The organism is Pseudomonas putida W15Oct28 (genome assembly GCF_000708715.2).
GTDB classification, from domain to species: domain Bacteria; phylum Pseudomonadota; class Gammaproteobacteria; order Pseudomonadales; family Pseudomonadaceae; genus Aquipseudomonas; species Aquipseudomonas putida_R.
In genome coordinates, this window is the sequence record NZ_JENB01000045.1 from 19077 (window position 1) to 31582 (window position 12506).

Here is a 12506-nt window from a genome sequence, read left to right on the forward strand (position 1 = left end):
TTTGAGAAAAGTTTAAAAAGTGCTTGCCAGGGTGCGGGGTCGTCCGTAGAATGCGCGCCACACCGAGACGAAGGGTGATTAGCTCAGCCGGGAGAGCATCTGCCTTACAAGCAGAGGGTCGGCGGTTCGATCCCGTCATCACCCACCACTCGATGTATAGCGCAGCGGTAGTTCAGTCGGTTAGAATACCGGCCTGTCACGCCGGGGGTCGCGGGTTCGAGTCCCGTCCGCTGCGCCATATTCCGCTTCCAGGCCCACTGAACACCTGGAAGTAACAAAGAAAGCGACCTTAGGGTCGCTTTTTTTGTGCCTGAATTTTGGTGTTTGAAAGAAGTGTGAAAAAACTTCGATAAGTGCTTGCCAGAGCGCAAGGTCGCCCGTAGAATGCGCGCCACACCGAGAGACATGGGTGATTAGCTCAGCCGGGAGAGCATCTGCCTTACAAGCAGAGGGTCGGCGGTTCGATCCCGTCATCACCCACCACTCGATGTATAGCGCAGCGGTAGTTCAGTCGGTTAGAATACCGGCCTGTCACGCCGGGGGTCGCGGGTTCGAGTCCCGTCCGCTGCGCCATATTCCGCTTCCAGGCCCACTGAACACCTGGAAGTAACAAAGAAAGCGACCTTAGGGTCGCTTTTTTTGTGTCTGCAATATGTCGAAGTCCTTAAAAGCACCGCCAGGCCAGTGTGGGAGCGGGTTCACCCGCGAACACCGGCAAAGCCGGTGCCATACACCGTGTCGCATGCTTCGCGGGTGAACCCGCTTGTGTCTTGGAGAGGGAATAGAATCTGAAGTGAGAGCGGTGAATGGCAAGCTGATAACCCGAGGTGCCCAGAGCACGTGTGGGAGCAAAAGCTGCCATTCACCGTTCCACTTTGGCGAGAGCCCGAACAGTTGGATGAGGGCCGTAATCTNAACCCGCTTGTGTCTTGGAGAGGGAATAGAATCTGAAGTGAGAGCGGTGAATGGCAAGCTGATAACCCGAGGTGCCCAGAGCACGTGTGGGAGCAAAAGCTGCCATTCACCGTTCCACTTTGGCGAGAGCCCGAACAGTTGGATGAGGGCCGTAATCTCGAATCACAAGCGTGGGCCAAGCCAAAGCGCTCTCACTCCTTGAGTTTAAGAGGGTTTGGCTATGTCTTCCTCTGTCGGCATCGATGTTTCCAGTGCCACACTTGCCGTTCACATCCGCCCTGAGGGTGTGAACTTCAGTGTTTCCAATGACTTGAAGGGATTCCAACTGCTCGTCGAAAAGCTTGGCGGGTATGCAGTTTCAATGGTCTTGCTCGAAGCTACCGGTGGCTACGAGTGCAATGTCCTAAAAGCGCTGCAGGATGCCGATTTTCCGGTTTGCCGGATCAATCCCAGTCGTGCCCGGGACTTTGCCAAGTCGATGGGTAAACGAGCCAAGACCGATCCCATTGACGCAGCTGTTTTGGCTCACCTGGCTGAAGTTATGCCTCCACGGCCTTGTCAGGTGATGACACCTGAGCGGGCCTTGCTGCGCGAACTGCTTATGCAGCGGGATCGCTTCGTACAACAGCGCGACGATGACAAGCGGCGCCTGAAGCAGGCGCGGGCTCCCAGTGTTTGTGTGCGGTTGGAACAACACATCGCCTATCTGAAGGGTGAGATTCGAGCGCTGGAACAAGAGATCGCACAGCAGGCAGCAGCTTTGCCTGATGATCGGGTTAAACAGCTCACTCAAGTCAAAGGAATTGGTCTGATAACTGCCGGAAAACTGGTGGCCTTGCTGCCAGAGTTGGGTCAGGTGGATAAGAAAGAAATTGCCGCCTTGGTCGGTGTTGCGCCGTTCAACCAGGACAGCGGCAAGCAGTCGGGCAAGCGTTCAATCTGGGGGGNCAAAGGAATTGGTCTGATAACTGCCGGAAAACTGGTGGCCTTGCTGCCAGAGTTGGGTCAGGTGGATAAGAAAGAAATTGCCGCCTTGGTCGGTGTTGCGCCGTTCAACCAGGACAGCGGCAAGCAGTCGGGCAAGCGTTCAATCTGGGGGGGACGCTCACAAGTCAGGCGGGCGCTCTATATGGCCTGCTGGGTGGTGATACGGCACAACAAGGACTTCTGCGAGCGTTACAAAGCACTGCGAGCCCAGGGGAAATGCGCGAAAGTATCTGTGGTGGCGTGTATGCGAGTATTGATAGTGCGGCTAAATGCGATGCTCAAGACCGGAACGCCCTGGAAGGAGCAAATAGCTCACTCGTAGGAGCAAGCCTTGCTGGCGTTGCCCGGCACAGCCAGGCCTAGGGCGCTACGCCCCCCATCGCCGGCGAGGCCAGCTTCCACAAGAAGACAGTTGCTCCCACAGGNTGCTCAAGACCGGAACGCCCTGGAAGGAGCAAATAGCTCACTCGTAGGAGCAAGCCTTGCTGGCGTTGCCCGGCACAGCCAGGCCTAGGGCGCTACGCCCCCCATCGCCGGCGAGGCCAGCTTCCACAAGAAGACAGTTGCTCCCACAGGGACTTGCACTGCCCTCAAGGCAAGTGTGATTCCTGTGGTAGATGCTGGCTGAGCCAGTGCAAGACAGGCCCTACAGGTACTGCACCGCCTTCAAAACCAGTGCAGTCCCTGTGGGAGCGGGTTTACCCGCGAAGAGGCCGGAACAGAAGAAATCAGGCCCGCTTGTTGAAATTCGCCAAGGCCGGCAACAACTGCTTGTCGATGGCCTGGCGAACCGCCGGCAGAATCGTCGCACTGCCGGTATACATCTGCTCGACCATACCCTTCAGCGCCCGCGCATTAGGCTCGGTCAGCCCACGCACCACTGCTTCGCAGGCCTGCTCGGCACTGGCCCCCGCGGGTATCTCGAACCCGCGCGCGCGCAGGTGGCCTGCCAGGTCGTCCTGATCAATCAAATCCGCATGCATCATGGCTGTTGTCCCTTTTATCGCTAAGAGAGTGCTGCTGTGATTTACGACCGATTCTGTGACGCCCGCGACATACCCGCAACAACAGAATGGCGGCATGACTGCTTTGGCTAAGAACAGGTCGTTTACGGCTAAATCCCCCTGGCGGGAACTGCGCACACTCAAGCCATCTACCGCAACGGAGGGTTTGGTCACCCTCGTTCATGCACAGTGGATGCTGCTCGCTCTTGGCCCCGGATGCTCACGGCTTTCCGGGGTTATTTTTTTGGAAGGCCGATCACGCGGCCTACATAGGCGGGCGCCGGAAGTTGAAGCTGTTCATCCATCAGCCCCTGTAGCAACCCTATGCTGCCCTCGCTGAACGGGGCCGACTTCGGCCCTGCCAGGTCGACATGCAGCAACATCTGCTCACTGGCCGCCAATTCCTGGTCGAACCCCGCCCGATGAAGGCTGTGATACACATGCAGGCGCTTGCGGTCGAACCCTACGATCTGTGTCTGTACCCAGACGTCGGTGCCTAGCTTCACTTCATGCAGGTAGTTGATGTGCGCCTCAAGGGTGAACAGCGAATTGCCACTCTGCCCCCGGCTATCGGCATCCAGGCCGATGCGCTCCATCAGCGCATCGGTGGCGTAGCTGAAAATCAGCAGGTAGAAGGCATCGCGCAAATGCCCGTTGTAGTCGACCCAGTCCGCCTGGACCGGGGTGCGGTAGGTGATCAGTGCGGGCATCGTGCTCTCCTCAGTCGCTGAACGACATGCCGTGGCTGGCCTTGCTGGTTTTTACCGCTTCGAGTACGGCCAGCAGGGTGTCATCACGATAGCGCTCCAGTGCGGCGATGCTGCGCTCGCCCAGTTGCTCCGAGGTGCCGTCCACTACATCGTCGATCAGTTTGTCGGTCAGCTCCGGTGCTGGCAGATAGGTCCAGGGCAGCTTCAGGGCCGGGCCGAACTGCGACATGAAGTGGCGCATGCCGGCATCGCCACCGGCCAGGGTGTAGGTGAGGAACGTACCCATGAACGACCAGCGCAGGCCGGCGCCAAAGCGGATGGCGTCGTCGATTTCGCCCGTGGTGGCCACGCCGTCGTTGACCAGGTGCAAGGCCTCGCGCCACAGCGCTTCCAGCAGGCGGTCGGCGATGAAGCCGGGTACTTCCTTGCGCACGTGCAGCGGGCGCATACCCAGTGCGGTGTAGATGGTTTTTGCTGCTTCGATGGCTTCAGGCGCTGTGCGGTTGCCGCCGACGATTTCGACCAGCGGCAGCAGGTACACCGGGTTGAACGGGTGGCCGACCACGCAGCGCTCGGGGTGGGTAGCCGACTCGTAGAACTCGCTGGGCAGCAGGCCTGAAGTGCTGGAGCCGATGATGGCTTGAGGCTTGGCGGCGGCGCTGATTTTTGCGTGCAGGTCGAGCTTCAGGTCCAGCCGCTCCGGTGCGCTTTCCTGGATGAAATCGGCGTCGCGCACGCATTCCTCGATGGTGGCTACGAACTTCAGCCGTTCCTGCGATGCACCCTGGGCCAGGCCTTGTTTTTCAAGTGCCGGCCAAGCGTTGGCGATGCGCTTGCGCAGGGCCTGCTCGGCACCGGGTGCCGGGTCCCAGGCGACCACGTCCAGGCCGTGGGCGAGGGCGCGGGCAACCCAGCCGCTGCCGATCACGCCGCTACCCAAAGCAGCGAAGGTCTTGATCTCGGTGATGAAGGGCATATGGATTCCTCAGAGCTGAATAAAATGGTCCGGGTGAGCGCCAATCCTTGTGGGAGCGGGCATGCCCGCGAAGCAAGCGACGCGGTGGATGGCACGGGCTTCGCCCGTGTTCGCGGGCATGCCCGCTCCCACAGTGATCGCGCAAGCTTTCAGGTTTTGAGCAAGACAGTTGCTCCCACAGGGGGAGTTGGTGCGGCTGAAATCGTTGAAGGGATCAGCGGCGCTTGAGGTTCATTTTTTCCCGGCCTTCTGCCGGGGACAGGACACGGCCACCCATGCGGGTGATGATCTCGCTTGCGCGTTCGACCAACTGGCCGTTGCTGGCCAGCACGCCACGGTCCAGGTACAGGTTGTCTTCCAGGCCGACCCGCACGTTGCCGCCCAGCAGCACGGCTTGCGCGGCCATCGGCATCTGCATGCGGCCGATGCCGAAGCCGGCCCAGGTGACGTTGGCGGGCAGGTTGTCGACCATCGCTTTCATGGTGGTGGTGTCGGCCGGCGCGCCCCACGGGATGCCCAGGCACAGCTGGAACAGCGGGTCTTCAAGCAGGCCTTCTTTCATCATCTGCTTGGCGAACCACAGGTGGCCGGTGTCGAAGATTTCCAGTTCGGCCTTCACGCCCAGTTCGGTGATGCGTTTGGCGCCGGCGCGCAGTTGCGCCGGGGTGGAGACGTAGATCGAATTGCCGTCACCGAAGTTGAGGGTGCCGCAGTCGAGGGTGCAGATTTCCGGCAGCAGTGCTTCGACGTGGGCCAGGCGCTCCAGCGGGCCGATCAGGTCGGTGCCCGGGCCGAACTCCAGGGGCGTTTCGCCCGGGCCGATTTCCAGGTCGCCACCCATGCCGGCGGTGAGGTTGACGATGATGTCCACATCGGCTTCGCGGATGCGTTCCATCACTTCGCGGTACAGCGCCACATCGCGGCTGAAACGGCCGGTTTGCGGGTCGCGGACGTGGCAGTGGACCACGGTGGCGCCGGCTTTGGCGGCTTCGACGGCGGCTTCGGCGATCTGCTTGGGGGTGACCGGGACCAGGTGGCTTTTCGAGGCGGTGTCGCCGGCGCCGGTGAGGGCGCAGGTGATGATGACGTCGTGGTTCATGGTGCGTTCCTTGTGATGTCTGTGTCTGGCTTTTCGCGGGCATGCCCGCTCCCACAGGATCAATGTGATCCTGAGTGTGGCGCTGTACCTGTGGGAGCGGGCGTGCCCGCGAAAGGGCCCTGTCAGTTGACGGTAAGCTTGAGGTTGTCCGCAGCCGGCTTGCCATCGAAGGTGGTCACACCCTCAAGCCAGCGGGCTTTGTCCTCGGGGTGGTCTTTCAGCCACTGGCGGGCCGATTCCAGCGCGTCCTTATGGTCGAGCAGCGGCTGCATCATGCGGCTCTCGTCCTCGGCGCTGAAGTTCAGGTTGGCCAGCAGGCGGTGGGCATTGGGGCAGCGCTCGGCGTAGTCCGGCGCGGTCACCGTCCACACCGTCGCGCGGCCTTCGTCAGGGCCCAGGGCGTCCTGGCTCTCGCCCAGGTAGGCCATGTCGATGTTCACGTTCATCGGGTGCGGCGCCCAGCCGAAGAACACCACGGCTTCCTTGCGCCGCACGGCGCGGTCGACGGCGGCGAGCATGCCGGCCTCGCTGGACTCGACCAGCTGGAACTTGCCCAGGCCGAACTGGTTCTTGGTGATCATCGCCTTGATCTGGGTATTGGCACCGGAGCCGGGCTCGATCCCGTAGATCTTGCCGCCCAGTTCCTTCTCGAACTTGTGGATGTCGGCGAAGGTCTTCAAACCCTTGTCGTAGAGGTATTTCGGCACGGCCAAGGTGGCGCGGGCGTCCTCCAGGCTTGGTTTGTCCAGCACCTTGACCTGGCTGGCATCGATGAACGGGGTGATGGTCTGGGTCATGATCGGGTTCCAGTAACCCAGGAACATGTCCAGGCGCTTGTCGCGGATGCCGGCGAAGATGATCTGCTGCGAGGCGCTGGTCTGTTTGGTCTGGTAGCCCAGGCCGTCGAGCAGCACCTGCGCCATGGCGCTGGTGGCGATGACGTCGGTCCAGTTGACCACGCCCAGGCGGACGTTCTTGCAGGCCGCGGGCTCTGCGGCAAAAAGCGGGGAAGTGGCGATGCTGCTCAGGGCAAGGGTCAACAGGCTGCGGCGGATCAAGCTGTGCATGGTGGCTCTCCATCGGCAGTGCATATTTGTTATGGGGTTCGATCTCTCTGGACCGTTCGAACACGCTACGCTGCTGGCAGGGTGAAAAATCGCACCCTGGCGACCAACACTTGCACGGAGGCGACCACCTTTGCCGTGGAGCATGCAATGCTGCAAAACATTCACTTTCTGCTGTTGCCCGGGTTCTCGGCCATGGGCTTCATCAGTGCCCTCGAGCCGCTGCGGGTAGCCAACCGCTTCAAGGGGCCGTCCTATCGCTGGCAGGTGCTGAGCCTGGATGGCGGGGCGGTGCAGGCCAGCAACGGTATGTCGGTAAACGCCGATGCGGCGTTGGCGGCAGGTGAGCCTGCCGGCATTTTGCTGATCGTGGCCGGTTTCGACCCCTTGGCCTGTTATGGCCCGGCGCTGCAACAGGCGCTACGCCGCCTGGATCATGAAGGCGTGATACTCGGCGGCATCGATACCGGCGCGGTAGTACTGGCCGAGGCCGGCCTGCTCGACGGCCACCGCGCCACCGTGCACTGGGAGGCGCTGGAAGCGTTCAAGGAAAACTACCCGAGCCTGCAGGCGACCCAGGAGCTGTTCGAGATCGACCGGCGGCGTATCACCTGTGCTGGCGGCACGGCGTCAATTGACCTGATGCTCGACCTGATTGCCCAGGCCCACGGCAGCGAGCTGGCGGTGCAGGTGTCGGAGCAATTCGTGCTTGGGCGTATCCGTCAGCGACAAGACCACCAACGCATGCAGATCGCCAGCCGCTATGGCATCAGCAACAAGAAGCTGGTGAAGGTGATTGGCGAGATGGAGCGCAACACCGAACAACCGCTCAATACCCAGGTGCTGGCCGAAGCGGTGCAGGTGACCCGGCGCCAGCTGGAGCGGCTGTTTCGTGTGCACCTGGACGACACGCCCAGTGGGTTCTATTTGCGACTGCGGCTGAACAAGGCCCGGCAGCTGTTGCGCCAGACCGACATGAGCGTGCTGGAGGTGGGGGTGGCGTGCGGGTTCGAATCGGCTTCGTACTTTACCCGGTGTTATCGGGCACGGTACCAGCGTTGCCCGCGGGAGGACAGGTTGGCCAGGGCTGTGTAGTTTTGCCTGTGCCGGCCTCTTCGCGGGCACGCCCGCTCCCACAGGATTACCACAGGCCAGAGAAATGTGGGGTCCCTGTGGGAGCGGGCGTGCCCGCGAAAAGGCCGGTACAGGTTTACTGCTGACCGATGGACTGCAGATACTCCGACCGGTCATCACTGCGCTGTGCGACGCAGGTATCCCACGCCGCCTCAAACGCCTTGCTGCCCTGCTTCTCGGCATAGGTCTCGACCTTACAATCAGCATCACGCAGCTGTGTCCACAGCTTCTCGGCTGCATCCATGCGCCCGATCAGCGCCGTGGCCTGGTCGCCTTCGTCGGCATATTGATCGCGAATCCGCTGGATCAAGTCATCGTAAGCCGACTTCAGCTCCCGCTCGGCCGTCTGCTTGTTGAATGCAGCGCAGGCGTAGGTCTGCTGGTCGGTGTCGACGTTGTCGCACGGGGTGCTTTCTTCCTCGCCGGCCTGGGCGCCCGATACGACGGCGAGCAGTGCCAGCCATGCCAATGATTTCATCCCTTTTCTCCTCAACAGGCTGACGAATCGCAGGGATTCTCGCTCAGACGAAGGCGTGTGGGTAGCTACCTGTCCAAATGTTCATAAAGCAGCCAGAAACGTCGTTATCGAGACTGTCTCTCATCACCAGGCGGCGTGCCAGAGGGCGTGTTGTCGCGCATTGACGCTTTCGGCAAACCCCCTGTCGTTTTTGCATCGGGGCGCCTTTGGGCACAGGCATATGCTGGCCCCAAAGCGCCGGCACAAGGTTTGGCGCCAACCATTCAATAAAAGGGGACAGCCTGATGAGCCCAGCCGAACTTCACGCCGACAGCATCGTCATCGACGGCCTGATCATTGCCAAATGGAACCGCGAGCTGTTCGAGGACATGCGCAAAGGCGGGCTGACCGCGGCCAACTGCACGGTGTCGGTCTGGGAAGGCTTCAAGGCAACCGTCGACCAGATCGCTTCCAGCCAGAAGCTGATTCGCGACAACAGCGACCTGGTGATGCCGGTGCGCACCACCGCCGACATCCGCAAGGCCAAGGAACTGGGCAAGACCGGCATCCTCTTCGGCTTCCAGAACGCCCATGCGTTCGAAGACCAGATCGCCTACGTAGATGTGTTCAAGCAGCTGGGCGTGGGCATCGTGCAGATGTGCTACAACACCCAGAACCTGGTGGGCACCGGTTGCTACGAGCGTGACGGTGGGCTGTCTGGCTTCGGCCGCGAGATCGTGGCGGAAATGAACCGCGTCGGCATCATGTGCGACCTGTCCCACGTCGGCTCCAAGACGTCCGAAGAAGTCATCCTCGAATCGAAAAAGCCGGTGTGCTACTCGCACTGCCTGCCGTCCGGCCTTAAAGAGCACCCGCGTAACAAGTCGGACGCAGAGCTGAAGTTCATCGCCGACCACGGCGGCTTCGTTGGCGTGACCATGTTCGCGCCGTTCCTGGCCAAGGGCATCGACTCGACCATCGACGACTACGCCGAAGCCATCGAATACACCATGAACATCGTTGGTGAAGACGCCATTGGTATCGGCACCGACTTCACCCAGGGCCACGGCCAGGACTTCTTCGAGTACCTGACCCACGACAAGGGCTACGCCCGTCGCCTGACCAATTTCGGCAAGATCATCAACCCGCTGGGCATCCGCACCGTGGGCGAATTCCCCAACCTCACCGAAACCTTGCTCAAGCGCGGCCATTCCGAGCGTGTGGTGCGCAAGATCATGGGCGAGAACTGGGTCAACGTCCTCAAGGACGTCTGGGGCGAGTAAGCCGCTCTCCAAGCCTGATAGCCCCTGCCAGCAACGCCGGGGCACCCACATAAAAATTTGTATGGAGTTGAGTTTCCATGGCCAAGATCGCCCCGCAATTGCCAATCGAAGTCGACAGCGAGACCGGTGTCTGGACCAGCGACGCCTTGCCGATGCTGTACGTGCCCCGCCATTTCTTCGTCAACAACCACATCGGCATCGAGGAAGTGCTGGGCGCCGACGCCTATGCCGAGATCCTCTACAAGGCCGGCTACAAGTCCGCCTGGCACTGGTGTGAGAAAGAAGCCGAGTGCCATGGCCTGGAAGGCGTGGCGGTGTTCGAGCACTACATGAAGCGCCTGAGCCAGCGTGGCTGGGGCCTGTTCGAGATCCAGGACATCGACCTGGACAAAGGCACCTGCAGCGTCAAGCTCAAGCATTCGGCGTTCGTGTACGTGTACGGCAAGGTTGGCCGCAAGGTCGACTACATGTTCACCGGCTGGTTCGCCGGCGCAATGGACCAAATTCTCGCTGCCCGCGGCAGCTCGATCCGCACCGTGGCCGAACAGGTCTATGGCGGGTCGGAAGAAGGCCACGAAGATGGCCTGTTCGTTACAAAGCCGTTGTAAGCCGGAGATAGCGTCATGGCATTCGAAGCAATGTTCCAGCCGATCCAGATCGGCAAACTGACCATCCGCAACCGCGTGCTCAGCACCGCGCACGCCGAGGTCTACGCCACTGACGGCGGCATGACTACCGACCGCTATGTGAAGTACTACGAAGAGAAGGCCAAGGGCGGCATCGGCCTGGCGATCTGCGGCGGTTCGTCCGTCGTCGCCATCGACAGCCCGCAGGAATGGTGGGCGTCGGTCAACCTGTCGACCGACCGCATCATCCCGCACTTCCAGAACCTGGCCGACGCCATGCACAAGCATGGCGCCAAGATCATGATCCAGATTACCCACATGGGCCGTCGCTCGCGCTGGGACGGCTTCAACTGGCCGACCCTGATGTCGCCGTCGGGTATCCGTGAACCGGTGCACCGCGCCACCTGCAAGACCATCGAGGTGGAAGAGATCTGGCGCGTCATCGGCAACTACGCGCAGGCTGCGCGGCGTGCCAAAGAGGGCGGCCTGGACGGCGTGGAACTGTCGGCGGTGCACCAGCACATGATCGACCAGTTCTGGAGCCCGCGGGTCAACAAGCGTACCGACGAATGGGGCGGCACCTTTGAAGGCCGCATGAAGTTCGGCCTGGAAGTACTCAAGGCCGTGCGTGCCGAAGTCGGCGACGACTTCTGCGTGGGCATGCGTTTGTGTGGTGACGAGTTCCACCCCGATGGCCTCAGCCACGAGGACATGAAGCAGATCGCTGCCTACTACGACGGCACCGGCATGCTCGACTTCATCGGCGTGGTTGGCTCGGGTTGCGACACCCACAACACCCTGGCCAACGTCATCCCCAACATGAGCTACCCGCCGGAGCCGTTCCTGCACCTGGCGGCCGGTATCAAGGAAGTAGTCAAGGTCCCGGTGCTGCACGCGCAGAACATCAAGGACCCGAACCAGGCCACGCGCATTCTTGAAGGCGGCTACGTGGACATGGTCGGCATGACCCGTGCGCACATGGCCGACCCGCACCTGATCGCAAAGATCAAGATGGGCCAGATTGACCAGATCAAGCAGTGCGTCGGTGCCAACTACTGCATCGACCGCCAGTACCAGGGCCTGGATGTACTGTGCATCCAGAACGCCGCGACCTCCCGTGAATACATGGGCGTGCCGCACATCATCGAGAAGACCACCGGCGTGAAACGCAAGGTGGTGGTGGTTGGCGCAGGCCCCGCCGGCATGGAAGCAGCCCGGGTGGCTGCCGAGCGTGGCCACGATGTGACCCTGTTCGAGAAGAAAGACCAGATCGGCGGGCAGATCACCATTGCCGCCAAGGCACCGCAGCGTGACCAGATCGCCGGCATCACCCGCTGGTACCAGCTGGAACTGGCGCGCCTGAAAGTGGACCTGCGCCTGGGCACCGCTGCCAGCGTGGACGCCATCCAGGACCTGCGCCCGGACGTGATCGTGCTGGCGGTGGGCGGGCATCCGTTCGTCGAGCAGAACGAGCACTGGGGCGCTGCCGAAGGGCTGGTGGTCAGCAGCTGGGACGTGCTCGACGGCAAGGTGGCGCCGGGCAAGAACGTGCTGGTGTACGACACCATCTGTGAATTCACCGGCATGTCGGCGGCGGACTACATTGCCGACAAAGGCAGCCAGGTTGAAATCGTCACCGACGACATCAAGCCGGGCGTGGCCATGGGCGGCACGACCTTCCCCACCTACTACCGCAGCATGTATCCGAAAGAAGTGATCATGACCGGCGACATGATGCTGGAAAAGGTCTACCGCGAAGGCGACAAGCTGGTGGCGGTGCTGGAGAACGAATACACCGGCGCCAAGGAAGAACGCGTGGTCGATCAGGTGGTGATCGAGAACGGTGTGCGGCCTGATGAAGAACTGTACTACGCGCTGAAGGACGGCTCGCGCAACAAGGGCCAGATCGATGTGGAGGCGCTGTTCGCCATCAAGCCACAGCCGATTCTCAGCCAGCCGGGCGAAGGTTACCTGCTGTATCGCATCGGCGACTGCGTGGCCCAGCGCAACGTGCATGCGGCGATCTACGACGCCTTGCGCCTGTGCAAGGACTTCTGATCGCACCGCCTTTCTAGAGGCGGGACTGGCCCCCCGTGTAGGAGCGGCCTTGTGTCGCGAAAGGGTCGCGAAGCGGCCCCAAGATCTCCATGGCAGCATAGATTTTGGGGCCGCTACGCAGCCCTTTCGCGACGCAAGGCCGCTCCTACATGGGGTCCGCGCTGGCCTTTGGGGTGGCGCAAGAATCTAGCTG

At 61.5% G+C, this 12506-nt stretch carries 11 protein-coding genes and 4 tRNA genes; 9 read left to right on the forward strand and 6 right to left on the reverse strand.

Going from position 1 to position 12506, the window contains the following annotated elements; genetic code table 11:
- Positions 1 to 72 precede the first annotated feature (72 nt).
- The 5 genes from AK81_RS23050 (at position 73) to AK81_RS23070 (ending at position 2224) form a co-directional block, all read left to right on the forward strand.
- Positions 73 to 148, forward strand: a tRNA-Val gene (locus AK81_RS23050).
- A gap of 13 nt (positions 149 to 161) precedes the next feature.
- Positions 162 to 238 (forward strand) — tRNA-Asp (locus tag AK81_RS23055).
- 169 nt (positions 239 to 407) lie between these two features.
- Positions 408 to 483: transfer RNA gene (locus tag AK81_RS23060), tRNA-Val, on the forward strand.
- Between the two features lie 13 nt (positions 484 to 496).
- A tRNA-Asp gene (locus AK81_RS23065) sits at positions 497 to 573 on the forward strand.
- A gap of 562 nt (positions 574 to 1135) precedes the next feature.
- Positions 1136 to 2224: an IS110 family transposase gene (locus AK81_RS23070; RefSeq protein WP_043202843.1), complete on the forward strand. Its 1089-nt coding sequence runs from the start codon at positions 1136 to 1138 to the stop codon at positions 2222 to 2224.
- Between the two features lie 406 nt (positions 2225 to 2630).
- Here the strand turns inward: AK81_RS23070 and AK81_RS23075 are convergent, their stop codons facing one another.
- The 5 genes from AK81_RS23075 to choX all read right to left on the reverse strand — a co-directional run bounded on the left by AK81_RS23075 (position 2631) and on the right by choX (position 6758).
- Positions 2631 to 2888 carry a hypothetical protein gene (locus AK81_RS23075; RefSeq protein WP_043202844.1) on the reverse strand — a complete coding sequence of 86 codons (258 nt, stop codon included), beginning with the start codon at positions 2886 to 2888 and terminating at the stop codon, positions 2631 to 2633.
- A 254-nt stretch (positions 2889 to 3142) separates the two neighbouring features.
- Complete coding sequence (locus AK81_RS23080) at positions 3143 to 3616, reverse strand: thioesterase family protein (RefSeq protein ID WP_043202845.1); 474 nt, start codon at positions 3614 to 3616, stop codon at positions 3143 to 3145.
- 10 nt (positions 3617 to 3626) lie between these two features.
- Positions 3627 to 4592, reverse strand: coding sequence for an L-carnitine dehydrogenase (locus AK81_RS23085; RefSeq protein ID WP_043202846.1), 966 nt, complete (start codon positions 4590 to 4592; stop codon positions 3627 to 3629).
- A 214-nt stretch (positions 4593 to 4806) separates the two neighbouring features.
- Positions 4807 to 5691 carry a 3-keto-5-aminohexanoate cleavage protein gene (locus AK81_RS23090; protein WP_043202848.1) on the reverse strand — a complete coding sequence of 295 codons (885 nt, stop codon included), beginning with the start codon at positions 5689 to 5691 and terminating at the stop codon, positions 4807 to 4809.
- Positions 5692 to 5813: 122 nt separating this feature from the next.
- Positions 5814 to 6758, reverse strand: a complete 945-nt coding sequence (choX, locus tag AK81_RS23095) for a choline ABC transporter substrate-binding protein (RefSeq protein WP_043202849.1) — start codon at positions 6756 to 6758, stop codon at positions 5814 to 5816.
- A 147-nt stretch (positions 6759 to 6905) separates the two neighbouring features.
- On the opposite strand from choX, the gene AK81_RS23100 reads away from it, so the two are divergent.
- Entirely contained in the window at positions 6906 to 7850 is a 945-nt protein-coding gene (locus AK81_RS23100) for a GlxA family transcriptional regulator (protein WP_043202851.1), read from the forward strand.
- 115 nt (positions 7851 to 7965) lie between these two features.
- Here the strand turns inward: AK81_RS23100 and AK81_RS23105 are convergent, their stop codons facing one another.
- Entirely contained in the window at positions 7966 to 8367 is a 402-nt protein-coding gene (locus tag AK81_RS23105) for a lysozyme inhibitor LprI family protein (protein ID WP_043202852.1), read from the reverse strand.
- 284 nt (positions 8368 to 8651) lie between these two features.
- On the opposite strand from AK81_RS23105, the gene AK81_RS23110 reads away from it, so the two are divergent.
- From AK81_RS23110 to dgcA, 3 genes are all read left to right on the forward strand, one after another.
- Positions 8652 to 9629, forward strand: a complete 978-nt coding sequence (locus tag AK81_RS23110) for a dipeptidase (RefSeq protein WP_043202853.1) — start codon at positions 8652 to 8654, stop codon at positions 9627 to 9629.
- A gap of 77 nt (positions 9630 to 9706) precedes the next feature.
- Positions 9707 to 10237, forward strand: a complete 531-nt coding sequence (locus AK81_RS23115; protein ID WP_016497619.1) for a DUF5943 domain-containing protein — start codon at positions 9707 to 9709, stop codon at positions 10235 to 10237.
- A 15-nt stretch (positions 10238 to 10252) separates the two neighbouring features.
- On the forward strand, positions 10253 to 12313 hold the full coding sequence (gene dgcA / locus AK81_RS23120) for a dimethylglycine demethylation protein DgcA (RefSeq protein WP_043202855.1): 2061 nt from the start codon (positions 10253 to 10255) through the stop codon (positions 12311 to 12313).
- Positions 12314 to 12506 lie beyond the last annotated feature (193 nt).